Source organism: Lysobacter xanthus (assembly GCF_047159895.1).
Genome location: NZ_BAAGAB020000039.1, coordinates 1 through 26,483 on the forward strand (window position 1 = coordinate 1; position 26,483 = coordinate 26,483).

Here is a 26,483-nt window from a genome sequence, read left to right on the forward strand (position 1 = left end):
GGATGTCGGCCGCGGCCTGCACCACGGGGATCACCCGGTCATAGGCCATCCGGGTCGGACCGATCACGCCCAGCACGCCCAGCACCTGCCCGCCGGCGACGTAGGGCGCGGTCACCAGCGATACGCCGTCGAGCGGCGCGAGGCCCGTCTCCTCGCCGATGAAGATGCGCACGCCGGGGGCCTTGGCCGTGCGCTCCAGCAGCTGCAGGATCTCGCGCTTTCGCGAGAACGCGTCGAAGAGGTCGCGCAGGCGGTCGATGTCGGCCAGCTCCTGCACGCCCATCAGGCGCGTCTGGCCGGCCACCAGCATGTCCTCGTCGGCCGGCGCCAGCGCCTGCTCGGCGAGTTCGATCGACCGGCCCATCAACCGGTTCAGCTCGTCCTGCGCCGCACGCATCTCATGGAGCAGCACGCTGCGGATGTCGGCGAGCGAGCGGCCCGCGAAATGCGCGTTGAGGTAGTTGGCGACGCGTTCGAGCTCGCCGGGCTCCAGCGGCCGGCGGGACTGGATGATCCGGTTCTGCACGTCGCCATCGGCGAATACCAGGATCGCGAGCACCCGCTGCTCGTCGATGCCGACGAATTCGATGCGGCGGAACACGAACTGCTCGCGCCGCGGCACGCTCACCACGCCGACGAAATGCGTCATCGCCGACAGCAGCTCCGACGCGCTGCCGAGCAGCGCCTGCGTGCCCGACCGCGCGGGCAGTTCCTCGCGCAACCGGGCCACCTCGCCCTCCGGCAGCGGGCGCACCTGCAGCAGGGAGTCCACGAACAGCCGGTACCCCTGCGCCGTGGGTATCCGGCCGGCCGAGGTGTGCGGCGCACTGAGGAGGCCCGCATCCTCGAGGTCGGACAGGATGTTGCGCACCGTCGCCGCGCTGACGTCGAGGCCCGAATGGCGGGCGAGCGTCTGCGACCCGACGGGTTCGCCGTCGTGGATGTACCGCCCGATCAGCGTGCGCAGCAGGTGGCGCGCACGGGGATCCTGGCTGGGGTCGCTGGGTCGACGGCTCATGACGGGCATATAAGGGGACGGGCGGAGCCGCGCAAGCCGCAGCGTCGCTATCGGCGCGACAGGCAGCCGGGCACAATTCGCACATGCTGACCCATCTCTCGCTGAAGCAGTTCGCCGTCGTCACCGGCGCCGAGCTGGAATTCGGCCCCGGCCTCACGGTGATCTCCGGCGAGACCGGTGCCGGCAAGTCGCTGCTGGTCGACGCGCTCGGGCTCATTTCCGGGCTCCGCGCGGACAGCGGCGTCGTCCGCCACGGCGCCGAGCGCGCCGAGCTGTCCGCCGACTTCGACCTCGCGGGCGCCCCCGCCGCGCGCGACTGGCTGCGCGACAACGAGCTCGACGATGAGGACGAGGCCGGCGCCTGCCGGATCCGCCGCGTCGTCCGTGCCGACGGCGGCTCGAAGGCGTGGATCAACGGCCGCCCCGCGACGATCGCCCAGCTGAACGAGCTGAGCGGCCGGCTGGTCGAGATCCACGGCCAGCACGAGCATCAGGCGCTGCTGTCGCGCTCGAGCCAGATGGCGCTTCTCGACGCATTCGGCCGGACGGATGCGCAGCGCGCCGCGGTCGCCCGCGCGGCGACGGTCTGGTCGGACCTGCTTCGGGAGCGGGAGCGGCTGTCGGCGCAGGGCGACGTCTCCGACCGGATCGACTGGCTCCAGCACCAGCTCGTCGAGCTGGAGCGCGAGGATCTGGAACCCGCCAGCCTCGAGAAGCTGCAGGTCGACCATCGCCGCTTCGGCCACGCCACCGCCCTCATCGGCGCCTGCGACAACGCCTTCGCACGCCTCGGCGGCGACGAAGGTCCGTCGATCTCGCGGGTCATCGCGCAGGTGCGTGGCGAACTCGGCCGCGCGAGCGAACACGAGCCGCGGCTGCTCGACGTCGACGGCATGCTCGACCTCGCGACCATCCAGGTCGACGAGGCGCTCGCCGCGCTCGAACGCATCCGCAGCGACCTCGACATCGATCCGGACGCCTTCGAGACACTCGAGCGCCGGCTCGGCCGGATCCACGAACTGGCGCGGAAGCACCGGCTGACGCCCGACCAGCTCGGCCCGCGGCGCGACGCGCTTCGCACCGAGCTCGAAGCGCTGCGCGGCGCGGGCGATCGGCTCGTCGTGCTCGACGCGGAGATCGCCCGTGCCGGCGAGGCATGGGCCGCGGCGGCCGCGGTTCTCAGCGCCGCGCGCCGGGCGGCGGCGTCCTCGCTGTCGGCGGCGACCACCGAGCTGATGGGCGAACTCGGGATGGGCGGCGGCACGTTCGAACTGGCTTTCGAGCCGACGGCCTCCGATCGGCCCGATCCGCAGGGCGCCGAGCGCGTGGAATTCATGGTCAGCGCCAACCCGGGCCAGCCGACGCGGCCGCTGCGCAAGGTGGCTTCGGGCGGCGAGCTCGCGCGCATCTCGCTCGCCATCGAGGTGGCCTCGCTCGGGCTCGATGCGGTGCCGACGATGATCTTCGACGAGGTCGACACCGGCATCGGCGGCGCCGTCGCGCACATCGTCGGGCAGAAGCTGCGCGCGCTCGGCGATCACCGCCAGGTGCTGTGCGTCACTCACCTTCCGCAGGTGGCCGCGCAGGGCCATTCGCACTATCGCGTCATGAAGTCCAAGAGCGACGGCGTCACGCAGAGCGAGGTGCGTGCGCTGTCCACGGGAGATCGCGAGGAAGAACTCGCGCGCATGCTCGGCGGTGTCGAGTTGACCCGCGAGGCGCGCGCGGCGGCGAAGCGGCTGCTGCAGGACGTCGTCTGACCGCATGGATCCAGCGCGCCGGCGGGGTGCCCGGCGCCATGGATGCCGCGAGGTCGGCGACATCCGAGCGTATTCGGGCTCGACGACGTAGGACGACGACGGCAGCGCGGCACGCAGCGTGCTCGCCCCACTCTCCCTGTTACCGCCGGGCGCCCCGCGAAATCCTCGAAGGCGACGAGCGGCGCGGCCGCGCTACCGACGGGCGGGTCACGCTCGGACACCGCGGATTCGCAAGGCCGGGCCGAGTCCGGATTGCGGCGCCGCCTTGGATCGATCAGCGCGCGGCCGACTTGCTCTTGCGCACGTACAGCACGAGCGAATGCGCTTCGATCTCGTAGCCGTGCTCGGCCGCGATCCGATGCTGCAGCGCCTCGATCTCCGCGCTCTCGAACTCGATGATCTTGCCGGTGTCGACGTCGACCATGTGGTCGTGATGCTCGCCGCGATCGAGTTCGTACACGGACTGCCCGGACTCGAAATGGTGCTTCAGCACCAGCCCCGCCGCCTCGAACTGGGTGAGCACGCGGTACACCGTCGCCAGTCCGATGTCCTCGCCCGCGTCGAGCAGCTTGCGGTAGATGTCCTCGGCCGTGAGGTGCCGGCTCTGCGTCGTCTCGAGCACGTCGAGGATGCGAAGGCGCGGATGGGTCACCTTGAGGCCGGCGTTGCGGAGGTCTTGCGATTCCATCGGGGCTCCGTGGCGGCCGCTGCGGGCGCCGAGCATTCTGCTCGCCTCGCGTCGCCCAACCGCGGCTGACGCACGTCGCCGCACGGGACGCGGCGGGCGGACGGCAGTGTATCATCCGGCCGTCCACGACCTCGTCGTGCCGGATCCTCGAGTCCCATGCGAAAGCTGCTTCCCGTCCTCGTCGCCGCGCTGCTCACCACCGGCTGCGGCATCGTCTACCACCAGCCCGTCTACCAGGGGAACCTGCTCGAGAAGTCGGCGGTCGACCAGTTGCAGGCCGGAATGGACAAGCAGCAGGTGGCGCTCCTGCTCGGCACGCCATCGGTGGCCGATCCGTACCACCAGGATCGGTGGGACTACGTCGCCACGCAGCGTGTCGGCCGGGTCGCGAAGACCGAGAAGAAGAACCTGACGGTGTTCTTCGAGGGCGACAAGGTGGTGCGCTGGGAAGGCGACTACTTCCCGGAGCAGGACGAGCAGCTCGCGCGCCAGTCCATCCGCCAGTTCGGACCGAACCTGGCGAAGGACAAGGACAAGAAGCGCCGCCGCGGCGGTTGATCGCCTAGTCGGCGCGCTTCGACGCACGCCGACGGCGCGCGTCCTTGGGGTCCGCGATCAGCGGGCGCAGCACTTCCACTCGATCCCCTTCGGCCAGCGTCCGGCCGGGTTCCGCGCGTTCGCCGAACACGGCGACAGCCGAACCCTCCAGTCCGGCGGCGCGCAACGCGTCGGCCACCGTCGCGCCTTGCGGCAGGTCCAGCCACGTCGACGCGTGGCGCCGAGGCCAGGCGCAGACCACTTCGATCCGCATCACGTGTCGGCGCGGTCGGCCGCGCGGACGAAGTCGTCCACCATGCGGTCGGCCAGCGTCTGGAAGCCGAGCGCGAACGCGCCCGACAGCAGGCGCACGGCCGGCTCGAAGTCGAGGCTCAGGGTGACGCGGCAGGCGCATTCGTCCAGTGCGTGGAACTCCCACCGCCCGCCGAGGCGACGGAACGGGCCCTCGACGAGCTTCAGGTCGATGTGGTGCGGCGGCGCGAGCACGTTCTCGGTCACGAACCAGGTGCGGAACGCACCGAGCCTCAGGTCGAGCCGCGCGAGCATGCGGTCGGGGGATTCCTCGAGCACCGTCGCGCCGTCGCACCAGTCGAATCGCGCCGGATACCCCCGGACGTCATTGACGAGCCCGAACATCCGGGCGGCGGAGTGCTCGACGAGCGCGGTGCGGCGGATGGTGGGCATTCTCGGTCCTTCTCGCCGGCTCGCCCCGCGATCGGGGACAATGGGCCGATGAGCAAGCATTCGAAGGGAAAGTCCGGCAAGGATAAGTCAAAGGCCGCCGGCGGCACGATCGCGCTGAACAAGCGCGCGCGCTACGAGTACCACCTGGAACAGCGCACCGAAGCCGGCCTGGCCCTGCAGGGTTGGGAGCTGAAGGCGATCCGCGCCGGTCGCGCGAACATCGGCGAAGCCTATGCCGTCATCCGCAACGGCGAGATGTTCCTCTTCAACGCGCAGATCACCCCGCTGCTGTCGGCGTCGACGCACGTGATCCCCGAGGAGCGGCGCACGCGCAAGCTGCTGATGCACCGGAACGAGATCGACGGCCTGATCGGGCGCATGCAGCGTGACGGCTACACCGTCGTGCCGACCGCGCTGTACTGGAAAGGCAACAAGGTGAAGGCGGAGGTCGCGCTTGCGAAGGGCAAGAAGGAGCACGACAAGCGCGACGTGAGCAAGGAACGCGACTGGCAGCGCGAGAAGCAGCGCACCATGCGGGCGCACAACAAGAACGCCTAGACCTCGCCCGGCCCCGGCAGGGTGAAGTAGAAGGTCGCGCCTTCCCCCACCGCGCCTTCGGCGCGGATGGTGCCGCCGTGGCGCTCGACGATGCGGAACACCGTCGCCAGCCCGATGCCGTGCCCGGCGAAGTGTTCCTCCGTGTGCAGGCGCTGGAACGGCCGGAACAGCTTGTCCACGTACTCCTGCGGGAATCCGGCGCCGTTGTCGCGGACGAAGTACTCGCCCTCGGGCGTCAGGCCGAACTCGATACGCGCCGGTTCGCGTTGCCGCGAGAACTTCCAGGCATTGCCCAGCAGGTTCTGCATCAGGCCGCGCAGGAGCGACGGATCGCCGGGCACGTCGAGGCCGGGTTGCACCACGGTCTCGACGCGGCGTTCGGGGTCGGCGACCTGCAGTTCTTCGAGCAGTTCGGTGGCCATGCGGCTGAGGTCGACGGTCTCGACTTTCAGCGCGCTTCGCGACAGGCGCGAGAGCTGCAGCATCGAGTCGATCAGCTCGCCCATGCGCGTGGCGGCGCGGCGCACCCGCACGAGGTAGCCCCGGCCGGCGTCGTCGAGGCGCTCGCCATAGCGCTCGGAAAGGATGCGACTGAATCCGTCGATCGCCCGCAGCGGCGCGCGCAGGTCGTGCGAAACGCTGTAGGCGAACGATTCGAGTTCCTGGTTGGCGCGCATGAGTTCCCGCGTGCGCATCGCGACGCGCGCCTCGAGCGTGCGATTGAGCGCATGCACCCTCGCCTCCGCGAGCAGCCGTTCGGTGACGTCCTCCATCTGCAGCAGCCCGGCGACGTCCTGGCCGACGGTGCCGGGCACGTGCGAATACGTCAGGTGCACGTGCCGAACGCCGCCGTCCGGGCGCTGGAAGCGGCGCATGCCCCGCCACACGCCTTCGGACTCCTCGCGCTTCGGCGCTTCGCCCTCGCGCGCATCGAACAACGATTCGAACGGCAGGCCCGCCAGCTGCTCCGCGGGCCGACCGATGATGCGCGCGAACGAGGGATTCACGTCGACCACGCAGTCGTGGCTGTCGAGGAGCGCCTTGCCGATCGCCGAATACTGCATGGCCGCGCGGAAGCGCATCTCGCTGCGCCGGTACTCCTCGGTCAGCCGTGCGGCGATCGCGCGCGCGCGGATGCCGGTGCGCGCGAGCGTGAACGCGATGCCGTACAGCAGCAGTGCGGCGACCAGGCCCAGCAGCAGGATGCCCCGCAGCGTGCGCAACCCGGGTGCCGTCTCGGCGAGTTCCCGCGAGGCGTATTCGAAACGCCAGCGCCGGCCGTACATCGGACGCGTGACGCTCCGGGTGAACGCCGGCACCGCGGTGCGCGTGCCACCGTCGAACAGGATGCGTTCGGCGCCACCGGTCGTATCGACGATGCGGACGTGCAGTTCGCGCAACCGGTCGCCGAGCACGTCGTCCACGAACGGCTGCATCCGCATGGGGGCGTAGATCCAGCCCTGCATCGACTCGCGGCGGGCTTCCAGCGTGGCGGGCTGGTCGCCGGCACGGTAGATGGGCAGGTACATCAGCAGGCTGGACGGAAGGCCGGGCCCGTCCTGCACGAGGCGGACCGAGCCGGTGAGGTGCGGGCGGCCGTCCTGCAGGGACGCATCCATCGCGAGGCGGCGCTCGGCTTCGCTGTACATGTCGAAGCCGATCGCCGCGACATTCTCGGGACGACGCGGTTCGAGGTAGAGGATCGGACCGTAGACCTGGCGTACGCCCCGCGGCCGGATGTTGAGAAGGCCGTAGCCCGAGTCGCGCCATTCGAGTTGGAGTTGCGACAGCCGCGCGTTAGGCACGTAACCCACGAAGCCGAGCCCGACGATCACCGGATAGCGTTCGGCCACGCCCATGCCGTCGACGTAGGCCTGCCACTGGCGTGGCGTCGGCCGCGCGACGGACGCGAACAGCGAGACGCCGCCGCGGGTCAGGAGCTCGTATTGCGACAGGCGCTGCCGCAGCAGGTCGGCGACCTCGTCGGTCGCGCTTTCGAATTCCGCGCGCGCGGCGCGCATCTCGCGTTCGCGCGCGGTGCTCCACGCCATCCACACGAGCAGCAGCGACGCCAGCAGCACCGCGAACGCGAGCAGGTGGCTCCCGCGCGGCAGGAGGCGCGAGGCGAGCGTGCTCGATGCGGGGTTCGCAGGTTGCATCGCGACAGCATACCGTCGCCGTCTGCGTGGACGGGGCCAAGACAAAGGCCCCGCCTTTCGGCGGGGCCTTCTGGGATTGGTGGAGGTGGGGGGAGTCGAACCCCCGTCCGAAGGCACTCCATCCCCGGCACTACATGCTTAGCTCGCCGTTGGATCTCGCCCCGGGACAGCACGGCGTGCAAAGCGCATCCCAGGACCAGCCCGCTTTGAGTTAACCGGCGACTGACAGGCAGCCATCACCGGCGATTCCGTGATGATGACCCTACGCAGCGAGCACGGACACAAGCTGTTTCGGGGCTTACGCCTTAAGCGGCGAGAGCGTAGTTGTCGTCGTTGGCAACTAGAGTTTTGCAGCTGGATTAACGAGGAAAGCTACCCCCTCGGCATGCGCCAGGCGATTTCGCGACCCCCGTCGAAGCCAGTGCACCCCCGGGAGCCAGCAATCCGCTGACGCAACCAGTATAGGGGCGCGGGCCGGCATCACAAGGCCGGCGGATGGCCCTGTTCAGCCGGCGGCGTTCCCACGCCGACGCGGTCGCCGCAGCCACGCGGCCGTCCCGTCGGCGCAGACCACCAGGCCGTCGGCGTGCGAGGCATCCACGTTGCAGCCGCCGGTGAACGCCGAAAACGCCGGCAGCACGGTGATGCGCGGCTGCAGCCAGAAGACCGGCCAGCGGCGCGGCCCGAGTTCGGGAATCGACACGCAGGGATGCAGGTGCCCGCTCACGACGTGCAGGCCCTCCACCCGCTGCGGTTCATGGCGCAGTGCGAACGGCCCCGTGTCGACGGCTTCGCCGAGCAGTTCGACGCCGAGGCCCGCGCCCGCGAGCGCGCGATCGTGGTTGCCGGTCAGCGCGGCGACCGCGACGTCGGGATGGGTCGCGCGCCATGCCGCCCAGTCGTCGCGCCATGCGCTGTCGTTCACCGCGCCGTGGACCACGTCGCCGAGGATCCACACCGACGTCGCGCCGGTCGCGCTGATCGCCTGCGAGAGGCGATCGAGGTCGTCCGCCGTACCGCCGCGCGGCAGCCCGATGCCCGCGCGACGGAAGACGTCGGCCTTGCCGAGATGCAGGTCGGAGAGGAACAGCCGGCGCTCGCGCGGCCAGTACAGCGCGCGTGATGCGAGCAGCCGCATCGGCTCGCCGGCGATCTCCGCGTCGACCCAGCGGCCGTCATCCACGCGCATGGCGTTTTTCCAGTCGTTCGGCGGCGCGCTGCACGCGCGTGCGCCAGTCCTCCGAGCTGTGCTGCCCGCGCTGGCCTTCGGCCCACAACGGGAACGACAGCGGCGTCAGCCCCGCGGTGCGTACGAGGCGGATCTCGCGGCCTGCGCAGTCGTCGAGCACGACCTGCAGGCGCTGCACTTCGAGCTGACCCGCGAAGACTTCGCGTTCGGCGAGCTCGAGCAGCATGTGGTGGGGATCGTGACGCTGCAGCACGTCGTACAGCAGCCCGCTCGACGCCTGCAGCTGGCGCATGCTCTTCTGCGGCCGACCCGGCAGCGTCGGCGGCAGCAGGCCGGCGATGCGGGCGATCTCGCGGAACTGCCGGCGCGCGAGTTCGCCCACGTTGAGGCTCTCGCGCAGGTCCTCGAACAGGCGCTCCGGCGCGAGCAGCGTGCGCAGGTGGTCCGCGTCGACCTCGACGTCCTTCGCCGGCTTCAGCACGAAGCCGTAGTCGTTCGCGGCATAGCCGAACGTGTTGGGCGCCTCGCGTGCCCAGCGCAGGGCCAGCAACGCGGCGAGGCCTTCGTTCGCAAGGCGCCCCGCGAACGGGAACACGAACAGCTGGGGACCCTCGCGCGTCTTGGTCCACTCCACCAGCAGCCGACCGTTACCCGGCAGCGACGACAGCCGCGACTGCAGGCCCAGCAGGTTCTCCACGGCGCGCATCTCCGGCGCGTCGACCGGCCGCGCGAGCAGGCGCTCCACGCGCGAGGCCAGTTCGCGCGACAGCGGCTGCCGGATGCCGGTCCACTGCGGCACCTGTCCCTCCCCTGCCGGCGCGCGCTGCACGAGCGCCGTCATCGCCTCCATGCGTACGAGCTGCAGCATGCGGCCGGAGAACAAGAAACGGTCACCGGGCTTGAGCCGCGCGATGAAGCCCTCCTCCACCGCGCCGAGCGTGCCGCCGCGCATCAGCTTCACCGCGACGCTGCCCTCGCTGGCGATCGTGCCGATCGACAGGCGATGCCGCATCGCCACGCGCCGGTCCTCGACCACGTAGCGGCCGTCGGGCTCGCGAACGACGCGATGGAAGTCCGGATAGTGTTCGAGCGCACGGCCGCCCTGCACGACGAAATCGAGCACCGACTGCCAGGCCTCGTCCGCCAGTCCCGCAAACGCGTGCGTGCCACGCACCTCGGCGAGCAGTTCGTCCGCATCGAAGCCGCCCCCGGCCGCGAGCGTCACGCAGTGCTGTGCCAGCACGTCGAGGCTCATGCGCGGCGGTCGCCGCGCCTCGACTTCGCCGTGCCCGATCGCCTCGCGCACCGCCGCGAACTCGACCAGCTCGAGCAGGTGCGTGGGGATGCAGACGACGTGGCCCGATTCGCCCGGCCGGTGCTTCGCGCGGCCCGCACGTTGCAGCAGGCGGGCCGTGCCCTTCGGGCTGCCGAGCTGGAACACCTGGTCCACGGCGGGGAAATCGACGCCGAGGTCGAGGCTCGACGTCGCGACGACGCATCGCAGTCGCCCGTCGCGAAGCCCCGCTTCGACCTCGGCGCGCAGCGCCGGATCGAGCGAACCGTGGTGCAGGGCGAGCGTCGACGGATCCTCCGGCCACACCGCCTGCAACGCCTGGTGCCAGAGCTCGGCGTACGCGCGGGTGTTGGTGAAGAGCAGGCTCGTGCGCGCGCGCGAGATGCGCTCCGCCACGCGCGAGAGCTGCGTCAGGCCGAGGTGTCCGGCCCAAGGGAACCGTTCGCCCTCGTCGGGTACGAGCGTCTCCAGCGTCATCGCGCGCGGTGCGGCGCCGGACACCGTGGTGGCCCCGGGCGCGTGCGGCAGCAGCACGTCGCGCGCCTCGTCGAGGTTGCCCAACGTCGCTGACAGGCCCCAGATGCGCAGCGCCGACGACTGCGCGCGCAGCCGGGCGAGTCCCAGCTGCAGCAGGACGCCGCGCTTGGTGCCGAGCAGTTCGTGCCATTCGTCCACGACGACGCAGCGCAGCGAGCCCAGCTGCGGCGACGTGTCGGGATACGACAGCAGCAGGGCCAGCGACTCGGGCGTGGTCACGAGGACGTCGAGCCCGCCCTCGCGCGCGAGCCGCTTGTCGCGCGCGGAGGCGTCACCGGTGCGCAGGCCGAGCGTCCAGTCGAGGCCGAGTCCCTCGACCGGTTCGCGCAGCGCGCGCAAGGTGTCGGCGGCGAGCGCACGCAGCGGGGTGATCCACAGCACCTTCAGCGCATGTCGCGGCGTGCAGTCGGCTGCGGGTTCGGCCAGCGCCTGCAGCAGTGGGCCGCCGAACGCCGCGAGCGTCTTGCCGCTTCCGGTCGGCGTATGCAGAAGCCCCGACTCGCCGCGCAGATAGCGCGACCAGACGTCTTCCTGGAACGCCGCAGGCGACCAGCCACGCGCGGCGAACCACGACTGCAAGGCGACTGCGGGCGTCTCGCCCTCGGCACGGCTCGAACGGCGAACGCCGGCCGCCTCGGGCACGGTGCCTTCCAGCACGCACAGCGGATCGACTGCCGCGTCGCGCTGCCGCTGGGCCCGGGTGGCCGCTTCCGCGCGCCGGCGCGCCGCCGCGGCCGCCCGCGCCTGCTCGCGGCGGATCGACTGCACCGTCTGCCGCGGTGCATCCGGTCGCGGCTGTTCGGGATAGGCCGCGTACGGATCGTCGCCGTCGGGCGGCTGCGCGCCGCGCAGCAGGAAGCCGGTCATCGTGCCAACGCCCGCAGCGTAGCGAGCTTGTCCGCATCCCGCGGCGTCTTGTCCTGCCGCCAGCGCAGGATGCGGGGGAAGCGCACGGCGATGCCGGACTTGTGCCGCGTCGATCGGTTCACCGCCTCGAACCCGAGTTCGAAGACGTGCACCGCCTCGACCGAGCGCACCGGACCGAAGCGTTCGATCGTATGCGCGCGGATCCATCGGTCGAGCTGCAGGATCTCCTTGTCGTCGAGTCCCGAGTAGGCCTTGGCGACCGGCACCAGCGTGTCGCCGTCCCACAGCCCGAACGTGTAGTCGGTGAACAGCGTGCTGCGCCGCCCATGGCCGGACTGCGCGTAGATCAGCACCGCATCGATGTTGAGCGGATCGATCTTCCACTTCCACCAGTCGCCGCGGCGACGGCCGACCTGGTACGTCGAGGCACGCCGCTTGAGCATCAGGCCTTCGACGCCGCGCTCGCGTGCGGCTTCGCGCAGCGCGAGCGCTTCGCTCCAGTCGCCGGCCTCGATCACGGGCGACGGCACGATCCGCGGATCGTTCGTCGACGACAGCAGGTCGTCGAGCATGGTGCGCCGCTCGCCGAGCGGCACCTCGCGCAGGTCGCGGCCGTCGAGCTCGAGGAGGTCGTAGGCGAGGACGACGACCGGGGTGTCGGCCAGCGTTTTCGGGCCCGGCTTGCGGCGCTGGATGCGCGTCTGCAATGCGGTGAACGGCAACGGCTGTTCGTCGCCGGCGCGCCAGCCGATCAGCTCGCCGTCGATGACGCAATCGCGCGGGAGCAGCGTCGCAGCGTCCTCGATCTCGGGAAAACGGCCATCGAGGCGTTCCTCGCCGCGCGACCACAGCGCGATCTCCGGTCCGCGTCGGATCAGCTGCAGCCGGATGCCGTCCCACTTCCATTCGAGCAGCCAGTCGTCGATCGCGCCGAGCGTGGGCGCCTCGGCCTCCAGCGGCGATGCGAGGAAGAACGGATACGGCTGTTCGCGATCGCCCGGCAGTTCCTCCGGATCGAGAAGGTCGCGCAGGAATCGTGGCGTGGGCGCCCAGCTGCCGAGCATGCGTTGGGCGATGCGCGCGATGTCGATGCTGGACATCTCCGCGAGCGCCTGTTGCACGAGACGCTGCGAGACGCCGACGCGCAGCGCGCCCGTCAGCAGCTTGTTGAAGGCGAGGCGCTCGTCCGAACACAACGATCGCCAGCCGTCGACGACCGCGGCGCGGCGGAGCGCGGGATCCCGACCGGCGATCGGCAGGAGGCGCTTCTCGACCCATTCGTGCAGCGGCACGTCGGGCAGGCCCGGCGGCGGATCGTCGTGCAGCAACGTGAGGGTCTCGGCCAGGTCGCCGACGTGGGCATGCGAATCGTCGATCAGCCATTCCGGCGTGCCGGATTCCTGGGCCAGCCATTCGCGCAGCTCGCGCGTGTTCGCGATCTTCGCGAGCTTGCCCCCCGACAGCAGCCACAACGCCCACACCGCATCCGCGGGCGGCGCATCGCGGAAGTACGCGACCAGCGCCGCCCGCTTGTCGAGCGTCGCCGTGCTCCGGTCGAGCTCGGTGTAGAGCGCGGCGAAGCGCTTCATTCGCCCTCCCCGCCGAAATCGGTCGCGAACGCTTCCGCCGGGATCCCGTCGTCGTTGAGCGCGCGGATGATCGCGTCGGTGTTTCCGTGCGTGCAGATCACGCGCCGCGCCCCGGTTTCGCGGATCGTGCGCATGAGGTCGGGCCAGTCGGCATGGTCGGAGACCACGAAGCCGCGGTCGTAGTTGCGGCGCCGGCGGTTGCCGCGCACCCGCATCCAGCCCGACGCGAAGCCCGTCTGGGCGCGCTTGAATCGGCGCATCCACGGGCTGCCGGCGGCCGATGGCCGGGCGAGCACCAGCTCGCCGGCGAACTCGGCACCCTTCGCCGTTTCCGACACCGGCAACGTCTCGACCATGCGGACGCCCGCATCGCGATAGACCTGCACGCCCGCCGCTACCGCGCCGTGCAGGAACACCGGGCGGTCGGTCCACATCGCGAGTTCGGCCAGCACGCGTTGCGCCTTGCCGAGGGCGTAGCAGAGCAGCACCGCCGCCTCGCCGCGGGCGGCGCAGTGGTCGCGCCACTCGACGATCTCGCGGGCGACGTCGCCGGTGTCGGGCCAGCGGTAGATCGGCAGGCCGAACGTCGCCTCGGTGATGAAGGTGTCGCACGCGACGACCTCGAACGGCGCGCAGGTGGGATCCGGCTGGCGCTTGTAGTCGCCGGACGCCACCCAGACCTGGCCGTCGGCCTCGATCCGCACCTGCGACGAGCCCAGCACATGGCCGGCGGAATGGAAGGAGACGCGCGCGTCGCCGATCTCGAACGGCTCGCCGTATTCGGTGACGCGGTAGTCCTGCTCGCCCAGCCGCCAGCGCAGGATCGGCAGCCCGTCGCGCACCGCGTAATAGACGGCGTTGCCCGGACGCGCATGGTCGCCGTGGCCGTGCGTGATCACCGCCCGCTCCACCGGCTTCCACGGGTCGATGTAGAAGTCGCCCTGCGGGCAGTACAGCCCTTCACGGCGGAGAACGACGAGATCGGAAGGCATGCAGCGACCGTAGGAGGCGGACCGTCAGCGCGCCGACAAGGCGTGCGCGGCGACGGTACGTTGACGCCGTCTCACCGAACGTGACGGCATGGAATGGCAGGCGGAACTGGAAGCGGTCGCGGCGGCGGCCGGCGCGATGCTGCTCGGCGGCGTGATCGGCTACGAGCGGGAACTCAAGAACCGCCCCGCCGGCTTCCGAACCCACATGCTGGTCGCCGGTGCGGCCGCCCTGCTCATGGCGCTCAGCCGGCTCACGCTCGAGAACCCGCCCGGCCATTCGGACGTCGTCCAGTTGCGCATCGATCCGTTGCGCCTGGTGGAAGCCGTGGTGAACGGCGTCGCCTTCATCGGCGCCGGCACGATCTTCGCCCGCCGACGCGGCGCGCCCGTGGCCGGCATCACCACCGCGGCGTCGCTGCTGATGGTGGCGGTGATCGGCGTGATGACCGGGCTGCACCACTTCGTCCTCGCCGTGGCCGCAACGCTGCTGACGCTCGCGGTGCTGGTGACGCTCAATCGGGTCGAATACCGCCTCGGCCTCCACGAGGCCGACGAGGGCAGCGGGAACAAGGACCGCTCCTCGCCGGACGACTGAAGCGGCGCGGTTCGTTCGCGGGCTCGTAGGAATGACGGTCGGCCGTGTCGCGGGTATCGGGCGCCTACTCCGGACCGCGGCGCGCCGTCGCGGATGTACGCCGGTCCACAGCCAGCAGGAGCGACCCGCGCCCTAGGCCACCGGAGCGACCGCGCGGTTTCCCGATCGCCCATAAAAAACGGAGCGCCGAAGCGCTCCGTTCTTCCTCACGAAATCGATCAGCCCTGGGCGCGGAGCGGCACCAGCGTGATCTCGACGCGGCGATTGCGCGACCAGCACGACTCGGTGTTCTCCATGCAGAGCAGCTGGGTCTCGCCGCGGCCGACGACGACCATGCGGTCACGCGTCACGCCACGACCGCTGAGGTAGCCGGCGACCGACTCGGCGCGCTGCTGCGACAGGTTCAGGTTGTAGCCGGCGTCACCGCGCTGGTCGGTATGACCCGCGACGTTGATGACCGTCTGGTTGTACTGGCTCAGGGTGGTGGCCAGATTGTCGAGCACCGGGCGGAACTGCGGCTGCAACGCAGAGCTGGCGGTGCCGAAGGTGATGGCGTCCGGCATGGTCAGGACGATGTTGTCGCCCTGGCGGACGACGCCGACGCCGGTGCCCTGCAGGCTGTCACGCAGCGCGCGTTCCTGGCGGTCCTGGTAGTTGCCGACGGCGCCGCCGGCAAGTGCGCCGACGCCCGCGCCGACGAGGGCACGCTGGCGACGCTCGACGGCGTCGTCGCCGCTGAGCACGCCGGCGACGGCGCCCACGGCCGCGCCGATCAGCGCGCCGTTGCGCGTGCGGTCGTTCGTCGTCGGGTTGGTCGAATAGGCATTCGGATTGGTGGCGCAACCCGCGACCATCGCGGTGGCCAGCGCGGCGATCAGGAGCTTGGAATGGGTTTTCATGGCAGGACCTCGGTGATGAACCGAGGCCACGCTAGGTGCGATTCCGTCGGCGACAGGTGACGGCCGCCTGCCCCCATTCAGCTTCTAGCCGTCTTCGTCCGCGCGGCGTGCATCCCGTAGGCGCCGGTACGCGAGCAGCGCGTCGTCGCGGCCACGCGCGAGGTCGACGAGCGGCTGCCGGGGATAGCGTGGCGCAACGCGCGCCAGCGCCGCGGGGTCGCGCCACGGCGCGTGGCGGAGCGGCATCGGCAACGCAGCGAGTTCCGGAATCCACCGTGCGACATACGCGCCGTCGGGGTCGAACCGCTCGGCCTGCGTCACCGGGTTGAAGATGCGGAAATACGGCGCGGCATCAGCGCCCGTGCCGGCCACCCATTGCCAGCCCATCGAATTGTTCGCGAGGTCGGCGTCCACGAGCGAGTCCCAGAAGACCTCGGCGCCGGTGCGCCAGTGCACGCGCAGGTGTTTGCACAGATAGCTGGCGACGAGCATCCGCACCCGGCCGTGCATCCAGCCCGTAGTCCACAGCTCGCGCATGCCGGCGTCGAGGATCGGCACGCCCGTGCGGCCGCGTCGCCAGGCCTGGAGCATGCGGCGCGGCGGACGTGCCCAGTCGAACCCCGCGAAGCGCGGGTCGAGGTCCCGGTCGGCGGACTGCGGTGTGTGGTGCAGCAGGTGCGTGGCGAACTCCCGCCAGACGAGTTCGCGCACGAAGCTGTCGATGTGCGTATCCGGCACCGGGCCGCGCAGGCGCTCGACCGCCTCGACGACGCGCCAGGGCGCGATCTCGCCGAAATGCAGGTGGGGCGACAGCCGCGACGTCCCGATCCGGTCCGGTCGGTCGCGATCGACCGCGTACGCGTGCAGCGCCCCTTCGACGAACGCCTCCAGCGCGGCGTGCGCACCGGCCTCCCCCGGCGTCCAGTGCTCCCAGAACGAGGTGTCCCAGTCCCGATCGGGGACCAGCCTCAGCGCTTCGGCCACGACGCCCTCGGGGCCGCCCTCGGCCGGCGGAATGCGCTCCGGGGCGGACCAGCAGGCCTCCGGCGACCACTGCGCGAGTACGGCGCGGTAGTACGGGGTGAACACGCGGTACGGGCCGCCCTGCTTCGTGCGGATCGTCCACGGCTCGGCGAGCAGCGCGCCGTTGAAGCTTTCCACCTGCAGGCCCTGCTCGCGCAGGTCGCGCTTGATGCGCGCGTCGCGAGCCTCGATCGCCGGCTCGTAGCGGCGGTTCCAGAACACCGCTGATGCGCCGCTGGCCGCCGCGATACCGGCGAGGGTCGGCCCCGCATGGCCGAGGAAGCGATGCAGCCGGTTGCCGCGTGCGTGCAACGCCGCATCGAGCGCGTCCAGCGAACGCGCCCGCCACGCATTGGATGCGGCGCCCGGCGCCCAAGCGCCCTCCCCGTCCGGATCGTGCACATAGACCGGCAGGACGTCGAAGCCGCCTTCGATCGCCGCGCGCAGCGCGGGCTGGTCGTCGAGCCGCAGGTCGTTCCGGAACCAGACGATCGCGACAGGCACGGCGTCAGCGCTCGATGAACCGGACGCGGCGCGTGATCGAACAGGTGAGTTCGTAACCGATGGTGCGCGCACCCGCGGCGATCGTCTCGACCGGCAGTTCCTCGCCCCAGAGTGTCACGGGCGCGCCGACACGCGCCTCGGGAACGCCGCGCAGGTCGATCGTCATGAGGTCCATCGAGATGCGCCCGATCACCTGCGTTCGATGGCCGCCCACCAGCACCGGCGTGCCCGGCGGCGCGGCGCGCGGATAACCGTCGCCGTAGCCGATCGCGGCAACGCCCACGTCCATGTCCTCGGGGCATTCCCACGTGCCGGCGTAACCGATGCGGCCGCCCTTGCACACGCGGTTGACCGCGATGAGCCGCGTGGAGAGCGTCATCGCGGGACGCAGGCCGAAATCGGCGCCGGTGCGGCCCTCCACCACCGAGATGCCGTACAGCGCGCCGCCCGGGCGCACCCAGTCGTCGTGCGCGGCCGGCCAGCCGAGGACGGCGGCCGAGTTGGCGAGCGAGCGCAGTCCGTCGAGCCCGGCGGTCGCGTGGCGGAAGACGTCGAGCTGCTCGCGTGTCTGCAGGCCCTGCGAGGGACTGTCGGCGAACTCGTCCGAACTCGCGAAGTGGTTCATCAGCACGACGTCGCCGACGGTCCCCGCGTCGCGCAATGCGAGCAGCCGGCGATGCGCGTCGCGGAAGGCATCCGGCGCGAAGCCGAGCCGGTGCATGCCGCTGTCGAGCTTGAGCCAGCAGTCGAGCGGCTCGCCCGGCCCGGCCTGCTCGAGCATTTCCAGCTGCGAGGCGTGGTGCACCGCGGTCCAGACGTGCAGGCCGCGGAGGCGCTCGATGTCGGCGGGCTCGTCGAAGCCCGACAGCAGCAGGATCGGCTGGGAGATGCCGGCGGCTCGCAGCCGCTCGGCGTCCGACAGCGCCGCGACACCGAATGCGTCGGCGCCGGCCAGCGCGCGGGCCACCCGCTCCAGCCCGTGGCCGTAGCCGTCGGCCTTGACCACGGCCATGATCCGGCTCCGGGCGGCGCGACTGCGCAGTTGGCCCAGGTTATGTCGCAGGGCGTCGACGTGGATGGTGGCGGAGGTCGGGCGTGCCATCGCGACAGTCTAGCGAGCGCGCGCGCGGCCGGCACCCGCTCGATGGCCCCTCAGTGCACCAGCTCGAACGCGTAGCGGTCGCGCACGCGTTCGCTGAAATACGCGCCCTGCGATCCGGCCCGGAGCATCTGTTCGACCTCGTGCCGCGGCACGTCGAAATACTGGTAGACGCGGCCGCTGGTGAATTCGACTTCCAGCACGCGGCCGGCCGCGTCGTAGCCGACGCTGGCCAAGGCTTCCGAGTCGAGAGCGATGCGGTCCACCGCTGCAGGCTAGGCAGCCGGCGTCGCATGGGCTGTGAACCGCCACGGATGGACGCACGGCCGTTCAGGCCGCGGTCCGATTCGCGGCGGACTTACTCGAACGAACCGATGGAGTCGTGCGAGAGGTTGTCGAACCGCGTGTATTCGCCGAAGAACTTGAGCTTGAAGGAGCCCGTCGGGCCGCTTCGCTGCTTGCCGATGATCACTTCGGCCAGGCCCTTGTCCGGCGAATTTTCCTTGTTGTAGTAATCGTCGCGGTAGATGAAGACGATCATGTCGGCGTCCTGCTCGATGGCGCCCGACTCGCGGAGGTCGGCCATCACCGGACGCTTGTCGGTTCGCGTTTCGAGCGAGCGGTTGAGCTGCGAGAGTGCGATGACCGGCACGCCCAGCTCCTTGGCCAGGCCCTTCAGCGAGCGGGAGATCTCGGAGATCTCCGTCGCACGGTTCTCGCTGTTGCCCGGCACGCTCATGAGCTGCAGGTAGTCGATGACGATGAGGCCGAGGCCGTGCTCGCGCTTGAGGCGACGGCATTTCGACGACAGCTTCGCCGGCGACATGCCCGGCTCGTCGTCGATGAAGATCTTCGCCTCGCGCAGCTGCCGGATCGCGCCGGTCACGCGGCTCCAGTCCTCGTCCTCGAGCTGGCCCGTGCGCAGGCGCTGCGCATTGACGCGACCGACCGACGAGATCAGGCGCATCGCGAGCTGCGACGCGGACATTTCCATCGAGAACACAGCGACGGGCAGGCGGCTCTTGAACGCCGCGAATTCGGCGATGTTGAGCGCCAGCGTCGTCTTGCCCATCGCCGGGCGCGCCGCGAGGATGATGAGGTCCGTCTTCTGCAGGCCGGCCGTCATCTCGTCGAACTCGACGTAGCCGGTGGACAGGCCCGTGACGCCGCTGCCGTTCGCGTATCGCGTCTGCAGCTCGTCGAACGCTTCGGACAGCGCCTTGGTGACCGGAAGGAAGTCGGCACGGCCCGAGCGATGCACCTGCGAGATCGCGAGCACTTCGCGCTCGGCTTCCTCCAGCACCTCGGCGCTCTCGCGTCCGTCGGGCTGGAAGGCGTTGTTGACGACCTCGGTGCCGACCTCGATCAGCTGCCGGAGGATCGCCTTGTCGCGCACGATCTCGGCGTAGGCCGTGATGTTCGCCGCAGACGGGGTCGTGCTGGCGAGTTCGATCAGATAGGCACCGCCCGCGACCAGCTCCGACTGGCCCATCGACTCGAACCATTCGCCGAGCGTGACCGCGTCGAACGGGCGATTCTTCTCGGCCAGCTCGCGGATCGCGCGGAAGATCAGCTGGTGGTCGCGACGGTAGAAGTCCGAGTCGCTGACCATGTCGGCCACGCGGTCGTACGCGTCGGGCGCGAGCATCAGGCCGCCGATGACGGCCTGCTCGGCCTCGACGGACTGCGGCGGCACGCGCAACTGGTCGACGCGCTGCTCCGCGCGCGTCTCGAAGCGTTTTTCGTTGCGGAAACCGGCGCGTGCGGTCATCGTCGTTGCTGCTCCGGGCCGCGTGCGCGGCCTCGCCATCCAAGCGGCATCCTAGCCAGCGCGGCCCTGCATCCGTTGCAGATAAGTCTGTGGGTAAGTCGGGATAAGTCGACCGTCTTGTCGCACGCCGTGGTCTCGCCGGCTAAGAACCGGCGGCCGCCGTCGATCGTCGCAACCGCTGCGACGCGCGGAAACGACGAAGGGCGCCCGGAGGCGCCCTTCGCGTGTCGCGATGTGCGTGGATCAGGCCTGTTCGCCGACCACGATCACCTTGACGGTCTGCTCGACGTCGGCGTGCAGGCGCACGAGGACCTCGTACTCGCCGGCGCGGCGGAACGGGCCTTCGCCCATCACGACTTCCGACTTGTCGACCTTGTGGCCGAGCTTGGTGAGCTGCTCGGCGATGTCGCGCGGGGTGACCGAGCCGAACAGCTTGCCTTCCGGCGACGCGTTCGCGCTGATGGTGACCTCGACGCCCTCGAGCGCGGCGCGGCGGCCTTCGGCGCCTTCGATCTGCGCCTTGGCCTTGGCTTCGAACTCGGCGCGGCGCGCCTCGAAGTCGGCCAGGTTCGCGGCGGTCGCCGGAACGGCCTTGCCCTGCGGCACGAGGAAGTTGCGGCCGTAACCCGGCTTGACGCTGACCTTGTCGCCGAGGCGGCCGAGGTTGGTCACGTTCTGGAGAAGAATGAGCTGCATGGTGGTGCTCCGTATTCGTTAGTGCCGCCCGGCTCTAGCGGGCGACACAGCGGATCGCTGTCCGAATGGAAATGGCTCAGCGCCGTTCCTGAAAAGTCCGCACACCGATGTGCGGGCCTTTCCGAGGGACTCGCGCTTACGCGTTGTGGTTGTCGGTGTACGGGATCAGCGCGAGGAAACGCGCGCGCTTGACCGCCGTGGCCAGCTGGCGCTGGTACTTCGACTTGGTGCCGGTGACGCGGCTCGGGACGATCTTGCCGGTCTCGGTGAGGTACTGGCGCAGGGTATTGAGATCCTTGTAATCGATCTCCTTGATGCCCTCGGCCGTGAACTTGCAGAACTTGCGGCGACGGAAGAACTTGGACATGGTCGTGATTCCTTAGGCGGCTTCGGCGTTGTCGGAGGCTTCGGCGGCCGGAGCGGCATCACCGTCGTCGTCGCGGCGGCGGCGCTCGCCGCGCTCGCCCTTGTCGCCCTTCTCGTCCTTGAACTTCATGATCAGCGACTGCTCGGTATCCGGGCCGTCGCGGCCGATCACGAGGTGACGCAGCACGGCGTCGTTGAAGCGGAAGCTGTCGACCAGCTCGTTCATCGTGGCCTGCGAGGCCTCGATGTTCATCAGGACGTAGTGGGCCTTCACCAGGTTCTGGATCGGGTACGCCAGCTGGCGGCGGCCCCAGTCTTCCAGACGGTGCACGGTGCCCTCGGCGCCTTCGATGAGCGACTTGTAGCGCTCGATCATGGCCGGGACCTGCTCGCTCTGGTCCGGATGGACCAGGAACACGACTTCGTAATGACGCATTTTCGTTTCCTTGTGGATGCGGCGCGGACGCGCCGGTCAGCCCCCTGCGATACGGCGGCAGTGGAGCAAGGTCTCCGCAGCCCGGGGGCCGCGTAGCACGAAAGTATGGCAGCTCAATGGGTTACGTGCAAACCGCGTGAAAGCGCCTGCGGCGCCCTGCCCGGTCAGCCGCCGGGCTTCGGCGCGGGCGCGCCCTTCACGCCGGCGATCCAGGCATCGATGTGCCGCTCGAGCACGGCCAGGGGCACCGAGCCCGTGGAGAGCACCGTGTCGTTGAAGTCGCGCAGGTCGAAGCGGTCGCCGAGCTCACGCCGCGCCTTCTCGCGGAGGCCGGAGATCCGCAGCTGGCCGACCTTGTAGGCCAGCGCCTGCCCCGGGGTCGCGATGTAGCGGTCGACCTCGTTGACGATGTCCTGGTCGGTCTTGGCGGCATTGGCCTTGAAGTAGGCGATGGCCTGCTCGCGGGACCAGCCCATCGAATGCATGCCCGTATCGACCACCAGCCGCACGGCCCGCCACATCTCGTAGGTCAGCTGGCCGAAGCGGTCGTAGGGATCGTCGTAGAGGCCCATCTCGTAGCCCAGCTGCTCGGCGTACAGCCCCCAGCCCTCGCCGTAGGCCACGAAATAGCCCGTCCTCCGGAACATCGGGGCGTCGGGCAGTTCCAGGCCGCGCGCGAACTGGAAGTGGTGGCCTGGCACCGCTTCGTGGAGCGTCAGCGGGATCATTTCCCACGTCGGCCGGACGTCGGGCCGGAACAGGTTCACGTAGTAATAGCCCGCGCGGCTGCCGTCGGCGGCGCCCTGCTGGTAGTAGGCCGTCGTGGTGTCGGGCGCGACGTTGTCCGGAATCGGGCGCACGCCGTAGGGCTGGCGCGGGATGACGCGGAAGACCTTGACCAGTTCGGGATCGATCCGCTTCGCGGTGGCGCGATAGCGTTCGAGCAGCGCCTCGGGCGTCTTCTCGAAGAAGCGTGGATCCGTGCGCAGGAAGGTAAAGAATTCGGGCAACGTGCCCTCGAACCCGGCCTCGCGCTTGACGTCCTCCATCTTCGCGCGGATGCGGGCCACCTCTGCGAGGCCCAGCGCATGGATGTGCGCGGCATCGAGGTCGGTGGTCGTGTAGTAGCGCGCCAGGAAGTCGTAGTACGCCTTGCCGCCCGGAAGGTCGGATACGGCGATGGTCGCCCGCGTGCGCGGCAGGTAATCGTTGGCGAAGAACGTCGAGAAGGCGCGATACGCCGGCACCACGCGATCGCGGATGACCTCGCGCGCGCTCGCCGACAGCCGCTCGCGGTCGGCGGCGGCGATCGATTCCGGGAAGTGCAGGAACGGCCGGTAGAACGGGCTGGTCGACGGGTCGACGACGACCTGCGCGGCGATCTGGGCGGGAACGCGCTGCATCAGGACGCTCGGCGGCATGCTGCCGGCGCGGAGACCCTCGCGCATCAACGCCGTGGTCTGGTCGATCATCGCCGGCACGGCGGTCAGCCGAGCGAGCCAATCCTCGTAGTCGCGCACGGTCGCGAACGGCAGCGCTTCGGCGACGCCGTCGGCCGTCTGCACGCCGCCCTGGTGGCTCACCGGCTGCAGGTATTCCCGGAACTTCTGACGCTCGATGCTGCGCGTGAGCTCCCACTCGAAGGTGTCGTAGTCGAGCCGGTCGGCATCGCCCAGCCGCGACCAGTCGATCGCGTGCAGCCGAGCGAGCGCGGCCCGGTCCGCCGCCTCACGGCGGGCGATCGCCGCCAGGCTGTAGTCCGTCCAGCGCGCGTTGAAGCGACGATCGCCGTTGAAGCTGGCGTTCTCGGGGTACTCGACGAGGCCCCGCTCCCACTCGTCGTCGAAGAGACGGCGCAGGTCCCGCGATCCGGTCGGGGAAGCGGTTTCAGCCGTGGCCGCGGCGACGGCAGACGGGATCAGCGCGGTGGCGAGCACCGCAGCGAGCAGGACGGATCGGAACATGGCACCCCCGGCGTTCGACGGCCGAGTCTAGCGCCGGTTCCGGGCGGTCAGGCGTCGTCCTGCGTGGTGAAACTCTCGCCGCAGCCGCATTCGGCGCGGACGTTGGGATTCCGGAAGACGAACTGCTCGCCCAGCTTCTGCGCGACGAGGTCGATCTCGGTCCCGTCCACGATGGGCAGGCTGGATGCGTCGACGTAGATGCGCACGTCGTCCTGCAGGAAGATCCGGTCGTCGTCGCCCCGGTCCTTCGCCAGGTCGGCCACGTATTGCCAGCCCGAGCAGCCGGTGCGCTTCACGCCGAACCGCAGGCCGAGCGCGTCCGGCGTCTCGGCCAGATATCGGCGAACGCGGTCGAGGGCGGCGGGGGCGAGCGAGATGGCCATGGCGACTCCGGTGGGGCGGTGCGGCGGTCGACGAGTATAGGCAGCGCCCTGCGCCGCCCCGCCAACAGCACGTAAACTCTCCATCCCACGTCGGGCCCACCGGCCCGGTTTTCAAGACAGGACGGTAGTCTGCGCATGACGATCATGAGCGTCGAACAGGCGCTCGCGGGCAAGGTGCCGGCGGGTGGCGAAGTCACGGTGCGCGGCTGGGTCCGCACGCGCCGCGACTCCAAGGCGGGGCTGAGCTTCGTCAACGTGAGCGACGGTTCGTGCTTCGCGCCGATCCAGGTGGTCGCCCCGGCGGACCTCGCCAACTACGAGAGCGAGGTCAAGCGCCTGAGCGCCGGTTGCGCCATCGTGGCGACCGGCAAGCTCGTGCAGTCGCAGGGCCAGGGCCAGGCCTTCGAGATCCAGGCCTCCGCGATCGAGGTGGTCGGCTGGGTCGAGGATCCGGAAACCTACCCGATCCAGCCCAAGGCGCACTCGCTCGAGTTCCTGCGTGAGGTCGCGCACCTGCGCCCGCGCACCAACCTCTTCGGCGCGGTCACCCGCATCCGCAACACGCTCGCGCAGGCGGTGCACCGCTTCTTCCACGAGCGTGGCTTCTACTGGATCTCGACGCCGATCATCACGACCTCCGATGCCGAAGGCGCGGGCCAGATGTTCCGCGTGTCGACGCTCGACATGGCAAACCTGCCGCGTGACGCGAAAGGCAAGGTCGACTTCGACCGCGACTTCTTCGGCAAGGAAGCGTTCCTCACCGTTTCGGGCCAGCTCAACGTCGAGGCCTACTGCCTCGCGCTCAGCAAGGTCTACACGTTCGGGCCGACATTCCGCGCCGAGAACTCGCACACGACGCGGCATCTCGCCGAGTTCTGGATGATCGAGCCGGAGATCGCGTTCGCCGACCTGACCGCCGACGCCGACCTCGCCGAGGACTTCCTGAAGTACCTGTTCCGCGCCGTGCTCGACGAGCGCATGGACGACATGGCCTTCATCGCCGAGCGCGTGCAGAAGGATGCGATCACGCGCCTGGAAGCGTTCGTCAATGCACCGTTCGAGCGCATCGAATATTCCGATGCGATCGGCCTGCTGCAGAAGTCGAACGTCAAGTTCGACTTCCCGGTCGAATGGGGCCTCGACCTGCAGACCGAACACGAGCGCTGGCTGACCGAGCAGCACGTCGGCCGGCCGGTCGTGGTCATGAATTACCCCGAGCACATCAAGGCGTTCTACATGCGCCTCAACGACGACGGCAAGACCGTCGCCGCGATGGACGTGCTCGCGCCCGGCATCGGCGAGATCATCGGCGGCAGCCAGCGCGAGGAACGCCTCGACGTCCTCGACGCACGCATGGCGCAGTTCGGGCTCGACCGCGAGCACTACGGTTGGTACCGCGACTTCCGTCGTTACGGCACGGTCCCGCATGCGGGCTTCGGCCTCGGCTTCGAGCGGCTCGTGGTCTACGTCTGCGGCCTGCAGAACATCCGCGATGCGATCCCCTATCCGCGCGCTCCGGGCCAGGCCGAGTTCTGATGATCCTGTTCTTCGCGCTCTGCTTCCTGGGCGTCGCGATCGGCGGCGCGACCGCGCTCGTCATCTTCTGGCCGCTGGCGCTCGTGCACATCCGCGACCGCCACCCCGACCTCGCGGCGCAGCTCGGCCCGAATGCCTTCTTCCAGCCGCGCGCTTGGAAGTGGCTGTTCACGGGCGCGTACCGCGCGACGCCCGATCGCGGCTTGAGCGGCCTCGCCACGCCGGCGCGCGTTTCGCTGTTCACGATCCTCGGCGGCCTGCTCGCGGCGTGGGCGCTGTGGCTGGTGTCCACCTGGATGGGGAGCTGAGATGGGACGCGACGACTGGTGGCTCGCCACGGCCGGCAACACGCTGATCTGGGCGCGCCTGCGGGTGCTCGAGGCTGGCACCGCGGAAGTTTTCGACTGCGACGGCGCCACCCTGCCCTATGACAGCGAGGACAGCGCGCGCGCCGCGCTGATGGACGCCGAGTTTGTCGCGCTGGAAGGCCTCGACGAGGACGATGCGCAGGCCCGCGGCCTCGACCTCGCTTCGCTCGCGCCGCCGCAGGGGCGCGACGAGGACGCACTGCGCACGCGGATGATCGTCAAGCTCCCGCGCCGGCAATGAGCCTCTACCTGCCGGCGGCCTTCGACGAGCGCGACCTCGCGCGACTCGACGAGCTGGCCGGCGCCTGTCCGTTCGCCTCCGTGGTCACCGTCGCCGAGGGCGAGCCGTTCGTCTTGCACGTGCCGGTGCTCTATCGCCGCGACGCGACGGGCATCGAGCTTCTCGCACACGTCGCGCGACCCAACCCGCAGGCCCGGCATGCGGGCGCGGCGCTCGCGATCCTCCACGGGCCGCAGGCGTACGTGTCACCGAGCTGGTATCCGGACAAGGCCGCCCAGGCGCGGGTGCCGACGTGGAACTACGTGGTCGCGCACCTGCACGGCACGTTGGAGACGTTCGACGACGAGGCGCAACTGGCGCACGTGGTTTCGCGCCTCGCCGAAACGCACGAGTCGCGCGCCGGCGGCGACTGGCGCTTCGATCCCGGGAACGCGGCCGAACGCGTGCAGCTGCGCGGCATCGTCGGCTTCCGGCTTCGGGTCGAGCGCGCGGAGCTGAAGTCGAAGCTGAGCCAGAACCATCCGATCGCCAATCGCATCGCGGTGGAAGAGCGCCTCTTCGCGTCGCGGTCCGCCGCCGACCGCGAGGTCGCGGCGTGGATGCGCGCGAAACGACTCACCGAAGCCCAAGGATATCTAGGTCGGATGTTCGTTGAGACCAAGCATCGGCCGCTGTACATCGTGGATCGCTTTGTGGCGCCGCGCGTGGG

27 protein-coding genes and 1 other RNA gene are annotated in these 26,483 nt (G+C 70.1%); 8 read left to right on the forward strand and 20 right to left on the reverse strand.

What is annotated here, in order from left to right; translation table 11 throughout:
* Positions 1 to 1,018, reverse strand: a 1,018-nt coding sequence (gene hrcA, locus ACY35P_RS10260) for a heat-inducible transcriptional repressor HrcA (RefSeq protein ID WP_462115736.1), incomplete at its 3' end; no start/stop codon positions are given.
* Between the two features lie 83 nt (positions 1,019 to 1,101).
* On the opposite strand from hrcA, the gene recN reads away from it, so the two are divergent.
* Complete coding sequence (recN, locus tag ACY35P_RS10265) at positions 1,102 to 2,778, forward strand: DNA repair protein RecN (RefSeq protein WP_462115737.1); 1,677 nt, start codon at positions 1,102 to 1,104, stop codon at positions 2,776 to 2,778.
* A gap of 274 nt (positions 2,779 to 3,052) precedes the next feature.
* Here recN and fur read toward each other — a convergent pair whose 3' ends face one another.
* Positions 3,053 to 3,466 carry a ferric iron uptake transcriptional regulator gene (gene fur / locus ACY35P_RS10270; protein WP_462115738.1) on the reverse strand — a complete coding sequence of 138 codons (414 nt, stop codon included), beginning with the start codon at positions 3,464 to 3,466 and terminating at the stop codon, positions 3,053 to 3,055.
* Positions 3,467 to 3,622: 156 nt separating this feature from the next.
* Between fur and ACY35P_RS10275 the strand changes: the two genes are divergently transcribed.
* The gene (locus tag ACY35P_RS10275; RefSeq protein ID WP_462115739.1) at positions 3,623 to 4,024 is read left to right on the forward strand and encodes an outer membrane protein assembly factor BamE; all 402 of its coding nucleotides are present in this window, start codon (positions 3,623 to 3,625) and stop codon (positions 4,022 to 4,024) included.
* 4 nt (positions 4,025 to 4,028) lie between these two features.
* On the opposite strand, the gene ACY35P_RS10280 is transcribed toward ACY35P_RS10275, so the two are convergent.
* On the reverse strand, positions 4,029 to 4,277 hold the full coding sequence (locus tag ACY35P_RS10280) for an RnfH family protein (RefSeq protein WP_462115740.1): 249 nt from the start codon (positions 4,275 to 4,277) through the stop codon (positions 4,029 to 4,031).
* On the reverse strand, positions 4,277 to 4,708 hold the full coding sequence (locus ACY35P_RS10285) for a type II toxin-antitoxin system RatA family toxin (RefSeq protein WP_462115741.1): 432 nt from the start codon (positions 4,706 to 4,708) through the stop codon (positions 4,277 to 4,279). Before ACY35P_RS10285 ends, ACY35P_RS10280 begins: the two co-directional genes overlap by 1 nt.
* A gap of 48 nt (positions 4,709 to 4,756) precedes the next feature.
* Between ACY35P_RS10285 and smpB the strand changes: the two genes are divergently transcribed.
* Positions 4,757 to 5,266 (forward strand): SsrA-binding protein SmpB, encoded by a 510-nt coding sequence (gene smpB / locus ACY35P_RS10290; RefSeq protein ID WP_462115742.1) that lies wholly within the window; start codon positions 4,757 to 4,759, stop codon positions 5,264 to 5,266.
* Here smpB and ACY35P_RS10295 read toward each other — a convergent pair.
* The 6 genes from ACY35P_RS10295 to ACY35P_RS10320 all read right to left on the reverse strand — a co-directional run bounded on the left by ACY35P_RS10295 (position 5,263) and on the right by ACY35P_RS10320 (position 13,893).
* A complete protein-coding gene (locus ACY35P_RS10295; protein ID WP_462115743.1) occupies positions 5,263 to 7,425 on the reverse strand; it encodes a CHASE domain-containing protein in 2,163 nt (720 codons plus the stop codon). The two genes, smpB and ACY35P_RS10295, sit on opposite strands and share 4 nt — an antisense overlap.
* Positions 7,426 to 7,502: 77 nt before the next feature.
* Positions 7,503 to 7,856: a transfer-messenger RNA gene (gene ssrA, locus ACY35P_RS10300) on the reverse strand.
* Between the two features lie 74 nt (positions 7,857 to 7,930).
* Positions 7,931 to 8,614, reverse strand: coding sequence for a ligase-associated DNA damage response endonuclease PdeM (gene pdeM, locus ACY35P_RS10305; RefSeq protein WP_462115744.1), 684 nt, complete (start codon positions 8,612 to 8,614; stop codon positions 7,931 to 7,933).
* The gene (locus ACY35P_RS10310; protein ID WP_462115745.1) at positions 8,601 to 11,312 is read right to left on the reverse strand and encodes a ligase-associated DNA damage response DEXH box helicase; all 2,712 of its coding nucleotides are present in this window, start codon (positions 11,310 to 11,312) and stop codon (positions 8,601 to 8,603) included. The genes pdeM and ACY35P_RS10310 overlap by 14 nt, the downstream gene beginning before the upstream one ends.
* A complete protein-coding gene (locus ACY35P_RS10315; RefSeq protein ID WP_462115746.1) occupies positions 11,309 to 12,901 on the reverse strand; it encodes an ATP-dependent DNA ligase in 1,593 nt (530 codons plus the stop codon). The genes ACY35P_RS10310 and ACY35P_RS10315 overlap by 4 nt, the downstream gene beginning before the upstream one ends.
* On the reverse strand, positions 12,898 to 13,893 hold the full coding sequence (locus ACY35P_RS10320; RefSeq protein WP_462115747.1) for a ligase-associated DNA damage response exonuclease: 996 nt from the start codon (positions 13,891 to 13,893) through the stop codon (positions 12,898 to 12,900). The genes ACY35P_RS10315 and ACY35P_RS10320 overlap by 4 nt, the downstream gene beginning before the upstream one ends.
* Positions 13,894 to 13,981: 88 nt before the next feature.
* Between ACY35P_RS10320 and ACY35P_RS10325 the strand changes: the two genes are divergently transcribed.
* Entirely contained in the window at positions 13,982 to 14,488 is a 507-nt protein-coding gene (locus ACY35P_RS10325; RefSeq protein ID WP_462115748.1) for an MgtC/SapB family protein, read from the forward strand.
* Between the two features lie 218 nt (positions 14,489 to 14,706).
* Here ACY35P_RS10325 and ACY35P_RS10330 read toward each other — a convergent pair whose 3' ends face one another.
* The 10 genes from ACY35P_RS10330 to ACY35P_RS10375 all read right to left on the reverse strand — a co-directional run bounded on the left by ACY35P_RS10330 (position 14,707) and on the right by ACY35P_RS10375 (position 23,629).
* Positions 14,707 to 15,387, reverse strand: a complete 681-nt coding sequence (locus tag ACY35P_RS10330; RefSeq protein WP_462115749.1) for a YiaD family glycine zipper/OmpA-like lipoprotein — start codon at positions 15,385 to 15,387, stop codon at positions 14,707 to 14,709.
* Between the two features lie 84 nt (positions 15,388 to 15,471).
* The gene (locus ACY35P_RS10335; RefSeq protein ID WP_462115750.1) at positions 15,472 to 16,914 is read right to left on the reverse strand and encodes a cryptochrome/photolyase family protein; all 1,443 of its coding nucleotides are present in this window, start codon (positions 16,912 to 16,914) and stop codon (positions 15,472 to 15,474) included.
* A 4-nt stretch (positions 16,915 to 16,918) separates the two neighbouring features.
* Positions 16,919 to 18,016 carry an alanine racemase gene (gene alr, locus ACY35P_RS10340; protein WP_462115751.1) on the reverse strand — a complete coding sequence of 366 codons (1,098 nt, stop codon included), beginning with the start codon at positions 18,014 to 18,016 and terminating at the stop codon, positions 16,919 to 16,921.
* 50 nt (positions 18,017 to 18,066) lie between these two features.
* Positions 18,067 to 18,279 (reverse strand): KTSC domain-containing protein, encoded by a 213-nt coding sequence (locus ACY35P_RS10345; RefSeq protein ID WP_462115752.1) that lies wholly within the window; start codon positions 18,277 to 18,279, stop codon positions 18,067 to 18,069.
* 92 nt (positions 18,280 to 18,371) lie between these two features.
* On the reverse strand, positions 18,372 to 19,784 hold the full coding sequence (locus ACY35P_RS10350) for a replicative DNA helicase (protein ID WP_462115753.1): 1,413 nt from the start codon (positions 19,782 to 19,784) through the stop codon (positions 18,372 to 18,374).
* Between the two features lie 243 nt (positions 19,785 to 20,027).
* Entirely contained in the window at positions 20,028 to 20,480 is a 453-nt protein-coding gene (gene rplI / locus ACY35P_RS10355) for a 50S ribosomal protein L9 (RefSeq protein WP_462115754.1), read from the reverse strand.
* 136 nt (positions 20,481 to 20,616) lie between these two features.
* Positions 20,617 to 20,847 (reverse strand): 30S ribosomal protein S18, encoded by a 231-nt coding sequence (rpsR, locus tag ACY35P_RS10360; protein ID WP_027083063.1) that lies wholly within the window; start codon positions 20,845 to 20,847, stop codon positions 20,617 to 20,619.
* A gap of 12 nt (positions 20,848 to 20,859) precedes the next feature.
* The gene (gene rpsF, locus ACY35P_RS10365) at positions 20,860 to 21,282 is read right to left on the reverse strand and encodes a 30S ribosomal protein S6 (protein ID WP_462115755.1); all 423 of its coding nucleotides are present in this window, start codon (positions 21,280 to 21,282) and stop codon (positions 20,860 to 20,862) included.
* A 164-nt stretch (positions 21,283 to 21,446) separates the two neighbouring features.
* Positions 21,447 to 23,246, reverse strand: coding sequence for a DUF885 domain-containing protein (locus ACY35P_RS10370; RefSeq protein WP_462115756.1), 1,800 nt, complete (start codon positions 23,244 to 23,246; stop codon positions 21,447 to 21,449).
* Positions 23,247 to 23,293: 47 nt separating this feature from the next.
* Positions 23,294 to 23,629 carry a HesB/IscA family protein gene (locus tag ACY35P_RS10375; RefSeq protein ID WP_462115757.1) on the reverse strand — a complete coding sequence of 112 codons (336 nt, stop codon included), beginning with the start codon at positions 23,627 to 23,629 and terminating at the stop codon, positions 23,294 to 23,296.
* A 135-nt stretch (positions 23,630 to 23,764) separates the two neighbouring features.
* On the opposite strand from ACY35P_RS10375, the gene asnS reads away from it, so the two are divergent.
* From asnS to ACY35P_RS10395, 4 genes are all read left to right on the forward strand, one after another.
* Positions 23,765 to 25,165 (forward strand): asparagine--tRNA ligase, encoded by a 1,401-nt coding sequence (gene asnS / locus ACY35P_RS10380; protein WP_462115758.1) that lies wholly within the window; start codon positions 23,765 to 23,767, stop codon positions 25,163 to 25,165.
* Positions 25,165 to 25,473 carry a hypothetical protein gene (locus ACY35P_RS10385; protein WP_462115759.1) on the forward strand — a complete coding sequence of 103 codons (309 nt, stop codon included), beginning with the start codon at positions 25,165 to 25,167 and terminating at the stop codon, positions 25,471 to 25,473. Before asnS ends, ACY35P_RS10385 begins: the two co-directional genes overlap by 1 nt.
* A 1-nt stretch (position 25,474) precedes the next feature.
* Positions 25,475 to 25,774, forward strand: coding sequence for a hypothetical protein (locus ACY35P_RS10390; protein WP_462115760.1), 300 nt, complete (start codon positions 25,475 to 25,477; stop codon positions 25,772 to 25,774).
* On the forward strand, positions 25,771 to 26,483 hold a 713-nt coding region (locus tag ACY35P_RS10395; protein WP_462115761.1), incomplete at its 3' end, for an FMN-binding negative transcriptional regulator. The genes ACY35P_RS10390 and ACY35P_RS10395, both read left to right, overlap by 4 nt.

Excerpts from the sequence above, each read along its gene's own strand:
- recN (WP_462115737.1), top strand. The coding sequence starts at position 1,102 with ATGCTGACCCATCTCTCGCTGAAGCAGTTCGCCGTCGTCACCGGCGCC.
- fur (WP_462115738.1), bottom strand. The coding sequence starts at position 3,466 with ATGGAATCGCAAGACCTCCGCAACGCCGGCCTCAAGGTGACCCATCCG.
- ACY35P_RS10275 (WP_462115739.1), top strand. The coding sequence starts at position 3,623 with ATGCGAAAGCTGCTTCCCGTCCTCGTCGCCGCGCTGCTCACCACCGGC.
- ACY35P_RS10280 (WP_462115740.1), bottom strand. The coding sequence starts at position 4,277 with ATGCGGATCGAAGTGGTCTGCGCCTGGCCTCGGCGCCACGCGTCGACG.
- ACY35P_RS10285 (WP_462115741.1), bottom strand. The coding sequence starts at position 4,708 with ATGCCCACCATCCGCCGCACCGCGCTCGTCGAGCACTCCGCCGCCCGG.
- smpB (WP_462115742.1), top strand. The coding sequence starts at position 4,757 with ATGAGCAAGCATTCGAAGGGAAAGTCCGGCAAGGATAAGTCAAAGGCC.
- ACY35P_RS10295 (WP_462115743.1), bottom strand. The coding sequence starts at position 7,425 with ATGCAACCTGCGAACCCCGCATCGAGCACGCTCGCCTCGCGCCTCCTG.
- pdeM (WP_462115744.1), bottom strand. The coding sequence starts at position 8,614 with ATGCGCGTGGATGACGGCCGCTGGGTCGACGCGGAGATCGCCGGCGAG.
- ACY35P_RS10310 (WP_462115745.1), bottom strand. The coding sequence starts at position 11,312 with ATGACCGGCTTCCTGCTGCGCGGCGCGCAGCCGCCCGACGGCGACGAT.
- ACY35P_RS10315 (WP_462115746.1), bottom strand. The coding sequence starts at position 12,901 with ATGAAGCGCTTCGCCGCGCTCTACACCGAGCTCGACCGGAGCACGGCG.
- ACY35P_RS10320 (WP_462115747.1), bottom strand. The coding sequence starts at position 13,893 with ATGCCTTCCGATCTCGTCGTTCTCCGCCGTGAAGGGCTGTACTGCCCG.
- ACY35P_RS10325 (WP_462115748.1), top strand. The coding sequence starts at position 13,982 with ATGGAATGGCAGGCGGAACTGGAAGCGGTCGCGGCGGCGGCCGGCGCG.
- ACY35P_RS10330 (WP_462115749.1), bottom strand. The coding sequence starts at position 15,387 with ATGAAAACCCATTCCAAGCTCCTGATCGCCGCGCTGGCCACCGCGATG.
- alr (WP_462115751.1), bottom strand. The coding sequence starts at position 18,016 with ATGGCACGCCCGACCTCCGCCACCATCCACGTCGACGCCCTGCGACAT.
- ACY35P_RS10350 (WP_462115753.1), bottom strand. The coding sequence starts at position 19,784 with ATGACCGCACGCGCCGGTTTCCGCAACGAAAAACGCTTCGAGACGCGC.
- rplI (WP_462115754.1), bottom strand. The coding sequence starts at position 20,480 with ATGCAGCTCATTCTTCTCCAGAACGTGACCAACCTCGGCCGCCTCGGC.
- rpsR (WP_027083063.1), bottom strand. The coding sequence starts at position 20,847 with ATGTCCAAGTTCTTCCGTCGCCGCAAGTTCTGCAAGTTCACGGCCGAG.
- rpsF (WP_462115755.1), bottom strand. The coding sequence starts at position 21,282 with ATGCGTCATTACGAAGTCGTGTTCCTGGTCCATCCGGACCAGAGCGAG.
- ACY35P_RS10370 (WP_462115756.1), bottom strand. The coding sequence starts at position 23,246 with ATGTTCCGATCCGTCCTGCTCGCTGCGGTGCTCGCCACCGCGCTGATC.
- ACY35P_RS10375 (WP_462115757.1), bottom strand. The coding sequence starts at position 23,629 with ATGGCCATCTCGCTCGCCCCCGCCGCCCTCGACCGCGTTCGCCGATAT.
- asnS (WP_462115758.1), top strand. The coding sequence starts at position 23,765 with ATGACGATCATGAGCGTCGAACAGGCGCTCGCGGGCAAGGTGCCGGCG.
- ACY35P_RS10385 (WP_462115759.1), top strand. The coding sequence starts at position 25,165 with ATGATCCTGTTCTTCGCGCTCTGCTTCCTGGGCGTCGCGATCGGCGGC.
- ACY35P_RS10390 (WP_462115760.1), top strand. The coding sequence starts at position 25,475 with ATGGGACGCGACGACTGGTGGCTCGCCACGGCCGGCAACACGCTGATC.